Genomic DNA, 19,329 nt, shown 5'->3' on the forward strand with positions numbered 1-19,329 from the left:
TTTGAAATAGTTTGGTTGATTTTTTGATTCTGGTTTGGTTAGATGTTTCGTTTAACGTTGATCTACATATATCCTCCTGTTTTTAATGCTGAACCTCACACCACCGGTTTGTTCGATAATGTTTAGTATTACTTTTATATCACTATATCTTTCAATCTCTCCAGAGAAATGAATCTTTTTAATCTTTTCCGCCTGGAAATCTACATCGTAATCGTACCACAAGCTCAATTGAGCCATTACTTCATCAAGCGTTGCTTCTTCGAAAACAATTTTTCCGTTTGCCCAGGCCACATAAGGCAATACATCTACATCGGCTTTACTTAAAGCATTGGTTTGTGCATTAAACACAGCCTGTTGGTTTGGCGCTAAAATGATGCTTTGGTTATTTGCAGATTTAGCTTCAACTTTACCCTCTACCAAAGTGGTACGAATTGTTTTGGTATAAGTATTTACATTAAAGGTTGTTCCCAGCACTTTTACATCCATACCGTTTGCATGCACAATAAAGGGTTTGCTCGGATTCTTGGCCACCTGAAAATAAGCTTCTCCTTTTTCTAAATACACGTCTCTACTGTTTGCCGCATTTATATTTACCGGGAAACGAAGTACCGATGCCGAATTGATCATTACCGTTGTTCCATCAGCTAATGCCAGTTTATATTCAGCTCCTCTCGGGATAATCAATTTGTTAAAAACCTGTGCCCCATCATTGACCCCATTTTGTTTATAACTCAATAATGTTTTGTCTTTATTGGTAATACTTGTTCCTGCAACTTCTGCTAATTTTTGGTTCACGCCCGAAAGTTCAACCGAACGGCCATCAGATAAAACTAAAGTAGCCCTGTTATGATTGGTTGGTTCCAGTTTTGCCAAATTCAGTACTACCGGTTCGTTATTTTTAAGGTAATAGAAAACTCCACCTGCCAATATTAAAATCGGCAATAAAATCGCAGCAGCATACCTTAACAAGTTTGGCATCAGTTTTACTTTTTTCGACCCTAAATTTGGTTGCAACTTATTCCACGCTATATTTTCATCCAACTTATTAACCAACGCAGTGGCCTGTGCCATCATTTTATCAGTTTGCAATGCCTCAATCAATTCTTTTTCCTCAATCGTTAACTGATCGAGCAAATATTGATCTGGTAATTCATTGTTATTTAACTGTCGGATCACTTTAATCCAGGTGTTTTCTATTGCGTTCATTTTCATAGATAGGTTATTGTATAGTATAACTTATGTTAATTTAGGGTGACAGCAGTATTAAAAAATTATTAAATAATTTTCAAACAACTGATTATCAAAGAAATAAATTTTATATTTTGATTAGAATTTTCCTTTACCTAAAAGGATGGCAATAAAAATTACCGAAAGCGGATCTTCAGCAGCCTTGGCTTTTAAGAAAGCATAAGCCCTTTTCATTTGTGTTTTAACAGTATTAACTGAGATGTTATTGGCTTCTGCAATGGCGGCATAACTTAAACCATCAACCACATATTGCAGAAATACTTTTTTGCGTTCATCAGGCAAAAGATTAACCAGGCCCAATACTTTTTCGTCAGCAGTTTCTTTTAACAACAAAGCTTCTTCCTCTTCCAGATAATCGGTTTGAATGGCCAATGGGGTTTGCTCTGTTAGCTCCACCGCATTGGGTAATTTTTTAAGAAAACTTAACGAAAGGTTTTTAACGGCTCGGGTAGCATAGGATTGAAATGAGGTTTCAATCTGAATATCGTTTCTTCTATTCCAGAAATTGATAAAAAAATCCTGAACAATATCTTCGGCAGCTGCTTCATCTTTAAGCATTTGATAGGCCACAAGCACTAAAAACTTGTAATGTTTCTTAAACAAGTTCTCAAATGAGGCTATATCAGAGTATTCTGCCAATTTAATTAAGAATAAGGATGATTGATAAGGAATTCCATCGTAAAATTAGTTTAAAACTTGGCAAAAAGAAATATAGAGATGAATTTAGAATTATTATTCGCGGAGTTTAAATTATTTTGCCACGGAAACACAGAAAGCACGGAGTAATTGATGAGTCCCTTTCATTTTTGTCATCCTGAGTGCAACGAAGGATCTTTATTTATGCAATTGGATTATGTTTCATCGCTTTCAGATTCTTCACTGCGTTCAGAATGACAGGAAAATGGAATAACAATCGAACTCGGTGTACTTTGTGCCTTCTCTCTGCTCCCTCTGTGGTTAAAAACAAAAAAATCCCCTGGCTTTTACCAGAGGATTTAATTAGTAACATCACCCTGATCCGATAGCTATCGGATTTATTTCAGGGTCTTTATAGTATGACGATTATTATCGCTGCAACACTTTAGCGATTTCTTTCTCAATAGATTTCAACTCTTTTGGTTTAAGCTTTTTAGCGGCATCAGGCTTAGTTGCAGTCTTATTATCTAAGTATTTTACACCTACCCTCAAAGCCTTCAACCCAGAAACACCTTGAAGTTCATCTAGTTCCAATTGCTCTAAATCGTCGTTTAAATAACCCTGAACCTGCATGTACTTGATATACTCCGTATATTCCTTAGCTTCTTCAGGATTGAAATATACCATCGCAATTTTATGTGGCTGCGTTAAACGTTCGGTAGTACCTTTAATCAATACTTTATCGATGCGTTTTTTCACCACTTCATAGCGGATGTTATAAGCACCTTCTACATCAAAACGGCGTTCATCGTTCCTAAAGCTGATATCGATCGCATTAGAGTGGATGAAAATCAACTGTGTAGTTTCCAATGAACGTGGCATGTCACTAATCAGTCCTTTTGATAAGCGTGCAATATCCACCATGGAAGTTAACTGCCACAAACGGATATTTTTTAAATACAACAAATCAAAAGGTTTATCTGGCGCAATTTCCTGACCGATATAAATGTCGTATTCTACCCCATCTGTTCTGAATTTAGCAAAATAACAAGGATACGAAGCCTGTAAATTTGCCTGTGATTTTTCCAGATATTGACTTACTTGAGTATTAATCAACTGCATTGAAACTTCCAGCTGACGGCGGTTTGCAAAAGCTGCACCGGTTTCAGGAACAATAACTTCGAAGTAACGGTCTACAAATTCGGCGGTTGCCGGATAATTACCTTTTATGATCGATAAAAACGGATAAACCTCCATTTCTAAAAATTCGTTCAGTTTATTTTCCTCGTTTGAAGAAGCAAAATTTCCGATCTGCTTGATCCAATCCTTACAGTTGAACAAAAGTTTATCAGTAAGCTCTAAAGAAACATGTTTACGGATAGATTTCAAGGTATCAATCAAACTATTTAACTGAACTTCCATATCATCCTTTAAAGCTTTGTTACGCTCTATGGTCGAATTACGGATATCAATTGCACCGAATAAGGGATACATGTGTTTAAAGGTAATCGTTTCAATTTCCTTTAATTTCTGGTTTCCATTATTCTGAAGGAAGTGCCAAACAGCTTCGTTAAATTTCCATTGCACAGAAGGTTGCAAAGCGGTAAATTTATCCATCAACACCTCATCCATTTTGGCATCAAACTCTTCGATACTGTATTGGAAAAGCTGACCGATTAAAGGCATTGCCGGACGCAATCTCGACAACAATTTATCATCAACCAATACTTCTTCTTCTGAATAAACCTCTAAAACACCAGCCAACTGGTTGTTGTAATAGATTGGCAATACAGAATAAGAACAAACCCCTGCCGCTTTTAAAACCCTTAAAAATGGATCTTTACTGATCTGATCATCATTAATGGCACTTACAAAAATTGCCCTCGGGTTTTCTTTGTATTTTTCTACCAGCGAATAAAAAACTTCCTCTTCCAGATTGGATGATTTAGCCGAATTGATCAGCATGCTCTGCGAAAACTCCTGATTATCGAAAACCAGTTTGTTGTTAACGGTTAAAAATGGCATTAAACCAAATTCGACCTTTCCGTTACCGCTCAAAGTTTTTAAAGCATGTATAACGTGCTTGTAAGCCTCCGTTTGATAATTATGATCAACCAGTGCATCGCGGATACCATCAATGGCATGCTGCAGCGTAACATCTGTTATAGAGATGATGCTGAAACCTTCGAAATGAAAATTGCTTAATGGCAAATGTTCTACCAAATATTCCAGCTCGGTTTCGCTCTGAAAATGCCTGCCCAGTTCTTCGAAATTAAGTTCAGGCAAATCGCCTTTATGCAGGATATCTACAAATTTGGTATCCGTTTGGATATTGTAGTACTGCGTAAGCTTGGTTTCGGGATTGATATGGGCATAAATAATCTCGTTTTTTAATACCGGGGTAAAATTATAAAACCGGCCCAAAATAACATTGTAGATAAATTTAAGCTGTTTTTTCTCAACCGGCTCGTTATCTTTCGTTACTTTATTTTTAGGATCGTGATCCTTAAAAAATTTATAGAATGCGTTGGTACTGAAGAAAATCTGATCAGGAATTGGGGTGCTTAAAGCCCAAAACAAATCATCTTCGTTATCCATTAAAGGTGTTAGAATGGTGAAAATCAATTCTAAAGTATCTTTGTATTTGGATAATTCTTCGGCACTGATGTTGCCAAGCAGCACATCGTCTTTTTCAATTTTTTGAAGTAAAAACCTGTAAAATTCAGACTTTACAGATTTTTCTGTTTTCAACCTGCCTTTTAAGTACTCCACAAGGGGGCGGAAAGACAGAGAAGATTCTACCTGGCAATGTATACATTCGTTTTTATGTATCTGTATTACATTGGTATTCATTGTATAAGTTTTGCTATAGTGTAAAAATTATAGTTATCTGTTTAATTACTAATTCATTGCAAAGATACACACTCGTTAAAGCAATGTTCGTCTGCTGAACGTAATAGTTGGATATTACATCTATAAATATGTTACACAAATTTAGTACCTAAAGTTAAGGGATACGTAAGGATACCAGCCATCAGAGGAATGTCCCATCACAAATCGCACAACTGTGAGTGATGCCGGCGCGAAATAAACGCCCCCCCCTACACCGTGGTGCCATATTGTTGATGCTTCGTCACGTTTCCACACCCTGCCCACATCATAAAATCCCAATAAGCCAATTTGTCCGGGTAAAACGTAGCTTACCAAATCTCCAAGCTTAGCCCTTAGCTCTAAATTGTTATAAAACATGTGTTCGCCGGCAAACCTAAACTGGCGATAACCTAGCAAATTACCCTGTCCACCGAGATAAAGTGCCTGATAAAACGCTGGTTTACCAACGGTTACCCCACCGCCAAAACGGTCTGCCAAAATGAAGTTTTTTCTGCCATCGAGGTTTTTATACAGGGCGATACTGGCTGTAAACTGTCCGTAAGAATTAGAATATTGATTAACGCCTTTATAACCCAGGAGTTTAAAATCTACATAACTACCCAAAGTTGGCAAAAGATCATTATCGCGGGTATTATTGGTAAAATTGATAAATGCACCGGCAAACATCTTTTCGTTGCGAACCGTTAATGAATCGGCCGAATGTAATAGGGATGGATTTTCGATAAATCTTCCGTCGTTATCTTCCTTATTGTACTTATAATATTGCCATGATGGTCCAACACTAAAACTGGATTTAGGGCGACGCCACCTGATTGCGGCATCAACCTGATAGAGGTTGTAACGTGCGCGATAATACCTGATATCGTCCCCATGCTCATCAAAGTGCGTTTCGTTGCCCAGTCCGAAAAAATTCTGTGTATTGTTTGGGGCAAAAGCATCTGCTTTTACCACAATATCGCCTTTACCCAAAGCTTTTAACCATTCGCCTTTATAATTGAACCTAAACGCTTTGGTAGAGAAAGAATGAAGAAAGGAAACGGTTTGCGAATTGCCATAAGGCTGTTTCCTGAATCCGGGATTGGTTTGTTTGTAGATTAAACCCAATAATACTCCATCATCCTGATTGTATCCGGCATTTAATAACCACGAGTTGCGGCGGTACATATCTTTTGGGATATAACTGAAATTCGAGGTATCGTTAGAGATTATTTTTCTGATCTTATCCGCATCTTCGCCATTGTAAGTGGCTTTATCTTTTCTGCCATATAGCCTTACTAAACTGTTACTATTGGCAAAATCGTACACTTTATTTCCTTTACCACCAATAATCCTGATTTTAATGTTCGAATTTTTATTGTTCAGGATCAAACTATCGTTACCGTTGTGCATATACACCCTGATCTCTTTGGTTACTTTTGAATCAAATTTTCTGTCGAAGAGTTCGTCTTTGATATTCCCTTCCTTTGAAATTTTATTGATTTTCACGCGTAAACCATTGTCATCTGCATCGGTGATCTGGATCAGCTCATTTTTATTCGTCACCTCGATATCCACAATTCGGTTAAAGAAATGATAATACTGGTTCATGAGTTTCGGCAAAGTGGCAATCCTGTTGCGCATTTGGGCCAAAAATGCATCATGATGCAATGAATAACTAGGTTCAGGCAATTTTTTCAATGCTTTTTCGAAAACAGCATCGTTATAATTTGCACAAAAATCTTTTACAATCTGATCGAATTCTTTTTCATCGATATTGGCTGTCCAACGGCTGCTGATTTCTCTTCCTTCCCATAAGAACCAATTAATGTTCTGGATGCCACGTTCGTAGCCCTGCATCATAGGTAATAATGAAGATGACTGCGTATAACGTTGCAAAAAACCATCTGATCTGAAAAATACCTGGTCACGGTCTCTCGGAACCGGCGAATAAACAGAGCCATCTTTGGTTTTGGTTTCTTTCCAGCGCCATTGATCTTCGTGCCTGTCCCAATCGCCTAACAATACATCAAATGCCCTGGCCCTTACCCATGCCGGACCATCCAATTTGTTATCGTTATCGTCAGTCAGTTTTTTATCCATTTTAGGAGAACTGTCTGATTCTCCGGTCGGTTCACGTTCTTCGAATAAACATAAAGTATTGGCAAAAGCAGGCTCAAATTCGCCGAGGTTATCATCAGGAGAAACCCAGCCAATAATCGGGTTACTGTGCGCAATACCACCTGCTTTGGCCAGTTCGGGCACAACGAGGGCCGAAAACGGGTGCTGTGCCGACATGTTATCTTTAATTACATCTTTGGCAAAAGTTTCGCGTAAGGCAGCGGGCAAAAGTACTTCAGGGTATTTTTCTACACTGCGCAATACATATTCTTTACCATTTTTATCTTCTAAGCGTAATGAGCGCGATTGGTTACCGCCACCACGTTGGGTTGCTTTTAAACCACCCATCATCTGAGAAACCCGCAGCACAGGAACCTTTGTTCTTTCGGCATATTCTTTACGGTAATTTTCGCCAAAAACATAACGGTGGAAACGGCCAACGCTATCATACTCTGGTTTAATGCGAACCGTAATACTGTCTGCTGTAATAGGTTTATCCCTGTTACGCACTTTTTGAGGGATGGCCTCAAACTTTTTGATATAACTGTAAACACGTTTAACACTGGTATCCGAATAGATGTAGTATTCGTAGCGCATATCATTATTTTTTAACTGATCGGCTACTACATAACCTTGTTGCATTTCGTGGAAAAGAGAGGTTTTACCCTCCTTATTGGGTGATACTTTTGAACCAGAGCCACTGATGATCTGCAATTGTTTTCCTTTTATTAACTGAAGTCCATGCTCATGTCCGGCAACATAGGTTACGTTTGGGTAATCACCGAATACACCGGTGATGGATTTGATCATATCCCGGTAAGCCGGATGGTTTAAATCCTCAGGGCTTAATAAAGTGGAGCGTAACAAAGGATAAACAGAGCCTAAAACAGGCAGAGGGATGTATAGGTTTTTGTTTAATGAGGTTAATGGGAAAAGGTGGTTCCTTAAATTGAAATAACCCCCATGCGGACCATAACTCTGAAACGGATGGTGCGAAGCCAAAAGGATCACTTTATCCTTATTTTCTTCAAGCAACTGCTCCATTTTAACCAGAACCTCATCTTTGGTACGGCAATCGCATTCGCCGTTAGGGTTAGCTTTATTATATGGAAAAAGCCACCATTCACTATCGTAGGCTATAATGGTTAATTTATCGGTTAATTTAATGGCTACAGGATCAGGGCATCCATTTTCAGGGATTAATTTTAACAAAGGGTCATTTTGGGCAGCAAGGTAATCTCCCTGTGCTTTAATTTTAGCAAGGCCTTTTGGTCCGGATTTATCCCAGTCGTGGTTACCTGGTACAAAGTAAACCGCTGCCCCCATTTTACGCATGGGTTCGAACTGTGAGCGTAAGATTTTTTTGGTTTCTTCTTCTTCTATACTTCCCGGCAAACCCATTCCGGTTGGGTAAATATTATCACCCAGATAAACTACGGTTGTTTTTTTAGGCAGAATCTGCTTGGCCGCATTTTTAAGATCCTGCATCTGGGCGGGGTTCATCTCTCCCGCATCGCCAAAAAGAATTACGCGGTATTTTACATCATCCTGCGCAAAGGCAATGTAGTTGATTAAAAATAAGATGGTAAAAAGGGTAAATCTTTTAATCATAGTGCAGCATTTGTATAAAGATAGTTATTTTAATTTTTTTGAGGTTTTTTAAGTTAAGAATCTCTTTTTATTATTAAAAAAGCATCCTTAACTACCTCAACTCCTTAATGGTCAAAGAAATTTACAATAAGTTGAAACCTCACCATTAAGAAGTTAAGGATATTAAGTTTTTATTATAATAAGTCGTTATGCTAAAATAAATCACAAATAACAGACTTGATAACCAGGTCGTTATTGCGGGGCACTAAGCAATCTTACCACTATGGCTACCAGCAAATGAAAGATTGCTTCCCCGAAAAGCGGGGCAGGCTGTCGGCTGAAAAAGCCTTCTCGCAATGACTATCTTTTCCAGCTTAGCGTGATGAGTAGCTATACCAATTACTTTTTCAACTTAAATAACAAAATATTACCGGCGGCCAGGGTTCCGCCTTCGTTAGAAATGTACAGGTTGTTATCGCGGTCAAAGGCAATGCCTTCTGGTTGGTTAAATAAGCTCGGATCTAATGGTTGTGTCGTTTTAACTTTAAAATCGGCATCTGTAATCACCAATAGTTTATTTACCGATGAAAGAATGTACCACTCGTTGGTTTTTGGATTTTTAGCCAATGCTGATGGACGGAACCTTGATTTTGAGCTTCCTGATGCTTTTTCGATCGCTTTGTGAGAAAGGCTAAATTCTCCGGCTGCTGTTAATGAAGCATCATTGCCAACTTTAAAACCATAAATGCTCGATGCCTTTGCTTTAGAATCAGGTTTGCTATCTTTAGTTAACACATAAATCATGTTGTTTTTCTCGTCCGCAGCCAAGCCTTCATACTCGGCTTTGGGTACAAGATCTTTGGTTTTGGTTACATTGGTGGCTTCTGGTTTACTTAATTCGGAAATCGGGAAAGTATGCAGTTCGCCATTGCTTTTTAATACAATAAAATAATTTTTGATGATGGTTACATCTTCATAATCGCCTTTACCACCAAATTTGGTAAATTTTGATTCTTTATCGCCTAAACCTAAATGAAAAAGGTCTCCATCTTCATCCTGAATAGCAAACACTTCTTTAGGATCGCCGTTATGAAATACAATACCAGAAATTTCGAAAAGATTATGCGGCATATTGTATTTTACCGGGTTAGCCAGATCGTAGGGAAAATCAGATTTTGCTGCTTCGCCTGTTGATGATGTTGTTGTAGTTGAATCGCTTTGTTTATCATTACGGTTACCATTTACACAGGAGATGCCCAGGAAAGCAATACCAATTAAAAAGCTTGAAGTGAAGAAAATTCTATTGTATTTCATAAGGTTAAAATTTAATGTGCATGGTCTGTGTCCTCAAAGACCATCAGTAAAAGTAAAATCATGTGGCCTGTGGTGACACAGACCACGGCGACCACGGCACGTTTTATTTATTTTTCAATAACTCATAAATATCATGTTGAGAAGAAACAAGAACCTCGCCAGTTTTAACCGGAATGTTATCCATGTTTTCATCAATGCAAACGGCCTGCACATTATCATGTTTCTGGATTTCGATAATCTCTATCATTTCCTGTTTAATCTGCTCATTATAAATGGGAAAGCAAACTTCTATCCTACGGTAAATGTTGCGGTTCATCCAATCGGCCGACCCCAGGTACACGTCGTTTTTACCCAGGTTATGAAAAATAAAAACACGTCCGTGTTCTAAATAACGATCAACTATGCGGGTAACCTTGATGTTTTCGCTCATGCCTTTTACCCCCGGAACCAGGCGGCAGATACTTCTCACAATCATATCGATCTTTACGCCTGCCTGCGAAGCTTCATAAAGTTTATTGATCAACACCTTTTCTTCGAGGTTATTCATTTTAATGGTAATGCCCGAAGGTTTCCCCTGTTTGGTATGTTCGATCTCCCGATCAATCAGCTCCAGAAAAACCCGTTGCAGGTTAAACTGGGCCACCAGTAAATGTCTAAAAATAATCAGATCGGTAGAAGTCGGTTTAACCCTTTTGGCGAGAAAGATAAAGAGGAGCTCTACCTCACGCAGCATTTCTTTATTGGCCGTCATCAAAATGTGATCGGTGTAAAAAGCTGCGGTGCTTTCGTTAAAGTTTCCGGTGGCAAACAAGCCCGAATAACGCATCCTGTCGCCTGTTTGGCGTTTTACCAGGGCTACTTTGGCATGTACTTTTAAAGCGGTTACGCTGTAAATGATATCAACACCAACCTCTTTCATTTTCTTGGCCCATTTGATGTTGTTGGCTTCATCAAAACGGGCTTTAAGCTCTACTAAAACAGTTACTTTTTTACCATTTTTTGCAGCGCTGATTAAAGCATTTACAATTTTAGAATCGCTGGCCACGCGATAAAGCGTTACATAGATTTCCCTTACCTCTTCATCAATAGCCGCTTCATTAAAAAAGCGCAGCACACTGTCGTAACTTTGGTAAGGGGTATGGATAATAATGTCGTTTTTATAAATGGCTTCGGTTAAAGATCCGTCAATCAGATCTGTATTGCAGAGTTTTGGCCAGTTTTGGTTGGATAATTTTGGCGAATTCACCGGAAAGCCCATAAAATCCTTAAGATTGTGGTACTGTCCGCCTTCTATCCTATTGGCTTTTTTAAGGTTGAATAACTTTTTAAGCAGTTCGAAAACATTGGCCGGTATGCCTGGCTGATGAAGAAAACGTGTGGCTAAACCCGAATCGCGTTTGAGCAATTGTTTTTCCAGCTGTTCAGATAAACTGCCGGAATATTCGTCTTTCAGGTCGATTTCGGCATCCCTTGTAATCTTAAAACTGTAACATCCGGTAATTTCTCCTTCGGGAAAAACCCTGTCCAAGTGAAAGCGGACAATATCATCCAGGAAAACGATAAAAGTTTCCTCTCCTGCTTCTACCTTATAAAAACGTGGTAACTGATTGGAAGGAATATTTAAAATGATAGCTTCGGTTTCGTCATTCTTTTTTAAGGTAACCAGAAAATAAAGTTCGTTATTGGAAGGAAAAAAATTGGTATCCTGATTAATATGGACGGGCTGCAAAAAGGCCATTACCTGACTCAAAAAATATCTGGTTACGCTTTTCTGAATCTCTTTAGGAAAGGGCTGACCGTAGATTAAATTGATCTTATTTTCCTTAAGCTGTGGAATAATATCCAATTTGAGTACTTTCCCATAACGCTGTTGCTGATCAGAAATAAACTGATTGGCGGTATTCAGCAAATTGTCGTCGATCTGAATATCGTTATCTTCTTTATTACTCAGTTTTTCCAATGCAAGCAGCACAGGCATCCTTACCCGGTAAAACTCGTCGAGGTTGGAAGAAAATATCGATAAAAACTTGATCCTTTCTAAAAGCGGAACAGTATTACGTTCGGCTTCCATTAAAATACGCTCGTTAAATTTTAACCAGCTTAAATCCCTGTTAAAAAAAGAGGTTTCTATTGTATGCTCCATTAAAGTTTACCGTAAGCTGCGTAAGCAATTACAAATGCCAATACTGCTGCAATTAAGCCAAACATGAAAATATTATAGGCCAGGCGGATCAGTTTATATTTGCGGCCCAGCACTACGCCTTGCGAGTACACATCGGTAATGAGGGTTCCGTATAAAAAGTCTTTATCGTTCATCACCTTAATCATGCCTTCGGTATAACTTGGCAGGCTCATTTTATAAAAGTTACCAAAAAACAACAGGTTTACTTTTTTCTTGTCCATATCTTCCTGGGTAAATTCGCCTTTTGGAATGGATGGACGGGTTGATAAAATGGAAACCACCACACAGGTTAAACTTACCATCAGGAGAATAAAAGTCGGGATGATCAGGTTTCCGTGATCTTCTAAACGCCTTAATAGCAAACTCACAATTAACGATAGCATGATAGAATTTACGGTAATCAATATATGCGCCTTATTATCGGCCATATCGCTCAAACGCTGGTTATTGGCAGAAGTAATCCTGAACATGGTTTCGATCCCTTTATCAGGCCTGTCGTCTTTATCTTTTTTCTTTTTGTCTTTATCTTTGTCTTTGATAATTACCGGTGCAAAGTTTTTAGGCTCTTCAAGTTCGGTGCTGATCTCTTCCTGTGATGTTAATTTACTTTTCAGTTTTTCGATATTTTTCTGTTTCTGATCGCTCAACAACAGGTTGGCATAATCGGTATGGTAATGATGCGATTCCATAAACTGGATATCTTTTTTGCGCCATTCGAGCTTGCTGATGTCTTTTTTATAAATCAGTTCATTTTCTTTGTGCATCAGTTTTCCTTTTGCACGGAAATCGGCCAATCCTAAATGGAAAAGGTCTGCATCACAGATAATCTTATCAATTTCGTTTTTAGGTTGCTGTGGAATTTTTGTCGCCAGTATGGCGCTCTTTACACTATCGCGAACTTCCTGATTTACCTTGTGTTTGGTTAAAAAATCATCGGCCAGTTCTGCACCTTTTGCCTCATGATTTAAGGCATCTTCAAAATAGCCGGTATCGTGAAAATAGGCGGCAACGGTTACCGTGAAAAAATCCTGTTCGTTAAGCTGATAGTGATTGGCAATTTGTTGTGCCGCGTTTACAACCTCCTGGGTGTGCTCAAAATTATGATAAACCAACCGCGGATCGTTATGGGTATGGAAGTAATCGCTAACGTGCTTTTCTACATCTTCCTGCAATTGTTTATAGTTCATGAACGTAAATATGGTGGTAATAATAAGTTATTTTGGGGAAAATGCATTTTCTTAAAATCTTTTTACACTAAAATTGTTTTAATTTTTTATGATTATAAAATTACGTTAATTTTTTGATGATGGAAATAGTTGGAGTCGGAAAGTCCATAGTCGTGAGTCTGAAGTCCTTAGTCGGCGGTCTATAGTCTTAAATCAAAAAAGTCGTCATTTCGAGCGGAGTGCAACGAAGCCGAGAACCACAAAGTGCTCAGCGAAGCTAAATCTGCCAAAAGTCGTTATTGCGAGAAGGCTTTTTCAGCCGACGAAGCAATCTTTCTTGCAAGAATCACAGACAGGAAAGATTGCTTCGTCGTACCTCCTCGCAATGACGAACCGATTTAAAAAGCCGTCATTTCGACCGTAGTGTAACGTAGTGGAGAAATCTATTATGTAGGCTTCATATAGATCTCTCCGTTCCACTGCGCTTCAGTAGAGATGACGGCTGGAGTTGTATCTTATTATAAAAATAGATCCTGAAATAAATCCGATAGCTATCGGATCAGGATGACGTATTGCCTTGTATTTAAGTCTGATACAGTTAACCGATTTAAACAATTAACCGGTTAACCAACTAATGACAAATAAATTAATGCCCTTCCTCTTCTTCTGCATTTTTTACCTTACTCAGCAGATCATAAGCGCCTTTTACAGCCACTTTGGGTTTAGTTACTGTTTCTGCAAATGACACCTGAGTGTAGCCATTTTCGGCAACATCAGTCTTCACTTCCATCATGCGGTAGCGATAAGCCAGTTTAGATGCAGATTGTTCGATAAATACATATTTCTTGCCTTCAAATTCAACTATAGCGGCATCGGGCAAGGCTTCAACTTTATTGGCTCCGCTTTCCACATAAGCTTTCAGGTACATGCCCGGAAGCAGTTGGGTATCTTCTTTATCTAAATGACAATGGATCTGAACAGTACGTTCTTTGCTAATTTCGCGACCGATTAAATGTACGGTTGCCATGCGTTCTTTTTCTTCGTTGGCCAGGGTAAAGCGCACTTTTTGCCCGATTTTAAGCTTAGGCACATCCTTTTCAAACACCGTAAGCTCCGCATGTAAATGTTCGGTATCAGCAATTTTAAACAATTCATCGGTAGTGCTGGCAAAGGCTCCAATGTTCGTATTTACCTGAGTAACGTAGCCCGCCATTGGCGCATATAGGTTAAAGGTTTTTAAAATCTTCCCTTTTTCTAAAGCGGCAAAATCGATATTGATCAGTGAAAGTTTAGACCTTTGCCCCAACAAACGTGCACTAACACTCTGGTATTCGCTCCGGGCCTTTTGAAGTGCTTTTTTGGAGTTTACATTTTCTTTTGCTAATTCTTCCTGACGATCTAACTCCTGTTTCAAAAACTGTAACTGGCTTTTGTAATCCAGGTAATCCTGTTGCATCTGGATAAATTCCGGGTTTTGCATCACGGCGACCAATTCACCTTTTTTCACCCGCATTCCCTGTAACATAGAGGTACTTTTCACAATTCCTTCCAATGGTGTAGAGATGGAAACCAAACTCTGTGGGGGCAGATCGAGCATGCCGTTTACTTTGGTTGTTCCACTCAGTTCTTTTAATTCAATTTCGCCCAGGGTAATTTCGGCCAGTTTATGCTGTTCAGGCGTTAAAGTAACAATGTCGCTTTCCTCGTGAGCTGCTTCTTTTTCAGGTACTTTTTCTGCTTTAGGGCTTCCACAAGCTGTGAGGTAAACTACAACGGTTAATAAACTTAAATATTGATATATGGATTTCATGTCTTTTCTTTATAATGAGTTGAAATTTCCGGTAAGGAATTCGATGTGGTTAATACTCTGGTTAAGCTGTAATAAGGCCACCAGGTGACTTTCATAAATGCTATTCACCTGTTTCAGGTTGAGCAGGTATTCTGAATAACCGATCTCCCCATTCTGGTAGGCAATGCGGCTGTTTTTTAAAATCAATGTGGCATTGGGTAGCGCAGAGGTTTGAAAGTAGCTATAGCGATCTTTATTTTTAAGGTATTCGCGGAGTAACTGCTGATATTGTCCGGTTAACCTGCGCTCCTGCAGATCGAGATCACTGGTGGCAATATCTTTACTGATGGCCGCTGCTTTTGCCTTTGCTGAATAAGATTTATAGAACAATGGAAAGGCTATTCCTACCTGAAAGCCCTGAAAACGTTTATCCTGACCAAAATATACCTCACTGCCATTTACATTCTGAAAGCCTGTAAGCGATTGGTTAAAATAACCTAAAGTAATATCTGGAAGCGCTTTTGCCAGCTCCACTTTCCGTTGTTTATCGGCAATTACAATCTGTTGCCTGAAATAAGCCAATAGCGGATTCTCCTTTACCGAGGTGCTGTCTGATATGGGAACGATGTTTTTTTCTTTAAGGTCCTTTTCGGTTATATTTGTTGTGCTTCCCAATAGTGTAGCCAGCTGACTGTTGTAAATTTCGATATCAGCCTTGTTCTGTTCCAATTGATTTTGCACCTCTTTCAACTGGGTTTCTGCCGCTACTTTTTCTAAAAGATTACCCTCACCCGTTTTATATTTCAGCGAGGCTGATTTAACAAATCCTTTATAAATACTGTCTTGCTGTAACAGCAGTTTTTCTTTAGAATAAAGATATTGCAGATTGGTATAAACGGTTTTCACCTGATAAACCAACTCATTTTTGGTCGAAGCCACCTGAAACTGGCTTGCTTTGATCCTTTCATCGCCTAAGGCAGCATTTGCAGAGAAAAGTGTAGGAAAAGGAATGGTTTGTGAAAGGCTAAAGTTCTTGTCATTTTTAATCAGGCTGTTGTATTGGCCATACATCATCGAAACATCGGTTTTGGGCATTTCGAAAGCTGATTTCTTTAACTGTTCTTGTAAATTCACACTTAAACTGGCACTGTTAACCGCTTTATTGTTTTGTAGTGCTGATGATACCGCCTGATTTAAGCTTAAACTAGTGCTTTGTGCCTGTGAAGATGGAACCGCAAATAAAGATGTAATTAATATCAACAAACCAGCCACCGGAGCAAGTTTAACCTTTTTCTTCCCCATTTTTTCTACCCAGATGTAAAGGATCGGCAATACCAAAAGGGTAAGCAAAGTTGCAGAAAGCAAACCACCGATCACCACCGTTGCTAATGGGCGCTGCACCTCGGCACCGCTTCCGCCCGAAATGGCCATTGGTAAAAAACCTAATGAGGCCACGAGCGCCGTCATAATTACCGGACGGAGCCTGATCGAAGTTCCGGTTTTGATAATTTCCAGTGTATCTGTCATTCCTTCTTTTTTTAACCTGTTAAATTCACTGATCAATACAATCCCGTTGAGTACGGCCACGCCAAACAGCGCAATAAAACCGATGCCTGCTGAGATGCTGAAAGGCATCCCCCTCGCCCATAAAGCCAGTACGCCACCAATGGCCGATAAAGGAATAGCAGTGAAGATTAACAGGGCATGTTTAATGGATGAAAAGGTGAGGTAGAGCAATAATAAAATCAGTAACAGGGCTAAAGGAACAGCAATAGCCAGTCTTTTATTCGCGGCCTGCAGGTTTTCGAAAGTACCACCGAAGGTTGGGTAGTACCCTGGCGCAAATTTTACTTCGTTATCTATTTTCTGCTGGATTTCTTTTACAATGCTTTCTACATCCCTTCCCCTTACATTAAAACCAACGGTGATGCGCCGTTTAGCATCATCGCGCTGGATCTGGTTAGGGCCTTCTTTGTATTGGATATCGGCCAGCTGTTCTAACGGGATCTGATTGCCATTGGGAGCGGTAACGAAAAGATTTTTCACATCCTCCAGCGATTGCCTGTTTTCTTTTTCCAGTCGTACCACCATGTCAAAGCGCTTTTCGCCTTCAAATACCAAACCTGCTACTTCTCCTGCAAAACCTGAGCGGATGGCCGTATTTACATCCTCTATATTGAGACCGAACTGAGCGATCTTATCCCTATGGAATTTTATGATTACCTGAGGTAGTCCTGAGGCCTGCTCTACATAAACATCCTGAGCACCTTCTATTTTACCGGCAATTGCACCAATTTTTGAAGCATAACTGCTCAGTTTGGCAAAATCTTCTCCATAAACTTTAATTACCACATCCTGCCTGGCCCCCGTCATCAGTTCATTAAAACGCATCTGTATGGGTTGTTGAAATCCAAAGGTTACGCCGGGAATATATTGTTCGAGCTTCCGTTGCATCTTCTGTGCAAGTTCTTCCCTTGTTGAAGCGCTTGTCCAGTCGCTTTTATCTTTCAGGATGATCATGAGGTCGCAGGCTTCAACCGGCATCGGGTCAGTAGGAATTTCACTCGAACCAATCTTCCCGATTACCTCTTTTACCTCCGGAAAATTGGCTTTTAGCACTTTTGCAGCACGTGTAGAGGCCTCGATCGTCTGTGATAAACTGCTTCCGGTGAGTACCCTAGTTTCTACCGCAAAATCGCCTTCTTCTAAAGTGGGGATAAATTCGGCCCCGAGATAGTTGAAAATAATTAAACAGATTGCAAATAAAGCAAGCGCAGTGCCTACAACTACCAACCTGGCCCTGATGGCAAAATTGAGCATTGGGGTATATATCCTTTGGAAGAAAGCCATGATCCTGTCGGAAACATTCCTCCTGGTACTGATGGTTTTGTTCAGAAACAGTGCACTCATCATGGGTACGTAAGTAAGTGATAGAATAAAGGCACCAAGAATGGCAAAAGCAACAGTTTGTGCCATCGGCCTGAACATTTTACCCTCAATACCCACCAAAGCAAGGATGGGCAGATAAACGATAAGAATAATAATTTCACCAAAGGCAGCACTGTTTCTGATCTTTGAGGCCGATTCGAAAATCTCTGCATCCATTTCCTGTTGGCTTAAGCGGCCTTTGTTTTTACGGAGGCCAAGGTGATGGAGCGATGCTTCTACAATGATTACTGCACCATCTACAATCAGGCCGAAATCTATTGCACCAAGACTCATCAGGTTTCCGCTTACGCCAAAAAGGTTCATTAAACAAACGGCAAATAACATTGCTAATGGAATTACGGAAGCTACGATTAGCCCGGCGCGAAAATTACCCAACAGCAATACCAATACAAAGATTACAATCAATGCACCTTCAGCGAGGTTTTTGGCTACAGTCCCGATCGCATTGTTTACGAGTTTTGTGCGGTCGATAAAGGGCTCTATCGCCACCCCTTCAGGCAGATTTTTAGATATCTGCTCCATTCTGGCTTTCACATTGGCAATTACCTTTGATGAATTGGCACCTTTTAACATCATTACCACAGCACCAACCACTTCACCCTGATCGTTCCTCGTCATGGCGCCGTAGCGGGTAGCCGCACCAATCCGTACTTCGGCCACATTGCGGATCAACACGGGGATGCTGTTGGCATTAGTACGCACCACAATATTTTCGATATCTTCGATGCTGTTGATCAGGCCTTCACTACGGATAAAATAAGCGTTGGGTTTCTTGTCGATGTAGGCGCCCCCGGTATTCTGATTATTCTTTTCGAGTGCGGTAAATATATCGCTGATGGAAATATCCATACTCCGGAGTTTATCGGGATTGAGCGCGATTTCGTATTGTTTGAGGTATCCTCCAAAGCTGCTTACATCGGCTATGCCCTCTACCCCTAAAAGCTGCCGGCGTACAATCCAATCCTGTATAGAGCGGAGTTCGATAGCATCATATTTTTTTTCGTATCCTTTTTTGGGATGAATCACGTATTGGTAAATCTCACCCAAACCAGTGGTCAAAGGTGCAACTTCGGGCGTTCCAATTCCTTTTGGTATATTCCTTTCTACTTCGGAAAGGCGTTCGCTTACCTGTTGACGGGCCCAGTAAATTTCTACATTTTCTTTAAAAACAACGGTAACGACCGAAAGTCCAAAACGGCTAAAAGACCGGATTTCTTCAATACCCGGTATGGTGGCCATGGTCTGTTCTACCGGATAGGTTACAAACCTTTCGATATCCTCTGCCCCATTGCTGGGCGAATTGGTGATGATTTGTACCTGGTTATTGGTAATATCGGGAAGTGCATCAATTGGCAGCTGCTTTAAGGAATATATACCCCAGGCAATCAACGCCAGCATCATAATCCCCACCAGCAATTTCTGCCTGATGGAGAACTGTATTATTTTGTTCAGCATTATGGTTATAA

The 19,329-nt window shown here is 39.8% G+C and carries 9 protein-coding genes; all 9 read right to left on the reverse strand.

Annotated elements, in window-relative coordinates; genetic code table 11:
- Positions 1–51: 51 nt before the first annotated feature.
- The 9 genes from U859_RS0106825 to U859_RS0106865 all read right to left on the reverse strand — a co-directional run bounded on the left by U859_RS0106825 (position 52) and on the right by U859_RS0106865 (position 19,318).
- Positions 52–1,206: a FecR family protein gene (locus U859_RS0106825; RefSeq protein WP_162799887.1), complete on the reverse strand. Its 1,155-nt coding sequence runs from the start codon at positions 1,204–1,206 to the stop codon at positions 52–54.
- 120 nt (positions 1,207–1,326) lie between these two features.
- Positions 1,327–1,887, reverse strand: a complete 561-nt coding sequence (locus U859_RS0106830; protein ID WP_025142672.1) for an RNA polymerase sigma factor — start codon at positions 1,885–1,887, stop codon at positions 1,327–1,329.
- Between the two features lie 426 nt (positions 1,888–2,313).
- Positions 2,314–4,737, reverse strand: a complete 2,424-nt coding sequence (locus tag U859_RS0106835; protein WP_025142673.1) for a GAF domain-containing protein — start codon at positions 4,735–4,737, stop codon at positions 2,314–2,316.
- Positions 4,738–4,878: 141 nt separating this feature from the next.
- Positions 4,879–8,484 carry a BamA/TamA family outer membrane protein gene (locus U859_RS0106840; protein ID WP_025142674.1) on the reverse strand — a complete coding sequence of 1,202 codons (3,606 nt, stop codon included), beginning with the start codon at positions 8,482–8,484 and terminating at the stop codon, positions 4,879–4,881.
- A gap of 378 nt (positions 8,485–8,862) precedes the next feature.
- Positions 8,863–9,777, reverse strand: coding sequence for an SdiA-regulated domain-containing protein (locus U859_RS0106845; RefSeq protein ID WP_025142675.1), 915 nt, complete (start codon positions 9,775–9,777; stop codon positions 8,863–8,865).
- Positions 9,778–9,880: 103 nt separating this feature from the next.
- On the reverse strand, positions 9,881–11,920 hold the full coding sequence (gene ppk1, locus U859_RS0106850) for a polyphosphate kinase 1 (protein WP_029985539.1): 2,040 nt from the start codon (positions 11,918–11,920) through the stop codon (positions 9,881–9,883).
- A complete protein-coding gene (locus U859_RS0106855; protein ID WP_025142676.1) occupies positions 11,920–13,146 on the reverse strand; it encodes a Pycsar system effector family protein in 1,227 nt (408 codons plus the stop codon). The genes ppk1 and U859_RS0106855 overlap by 1 nt, the downstream gene beginning before the upstream one ends.
- 625 nt (positions 13,147–13,771) lie before the next feature.
- The gene (locus U859_RS0106860; protein WP_025142677.1) at positions 13,772–14,935 is read right to left on the reverse strand and encodes an efflux RND transporter periplasmic adaptor subunit; all 1,164 of its coding nucleotides are present in this window, start codon (positions 14,933–14,935) and stop codon (positions 13,772–13,774) included.
- Between the two features lie 9 nt (positions 14,936–14,944).
- On the reverse strand, positions 14,945–19,318 hold the full coding sequence (locus U859_RS0106865; RefSeq protein WP_025142678.1) for a CusA/CzcA family heavy metal efflux RND transporter: 4,374 nt from the start codon (positions 19,316–19,318) through the stop codon (positions 14,945–14,947).
- Between the last annotated feature and the right edge of the window lie 11 nt (positions 19,319–19,329).

The sequence above is a fragment of the Pedobacter jeongneungensis genome (assembly GCF_000633455.1).
In the GTDB taxonomy this organism is placed as follows: Bacteria; Bacteroidota; Bacteroidia; order Sphingobacteriales; family Sphingobacteriaceae; genus Pedobacter; species Pedobacter jeongneungensis_A.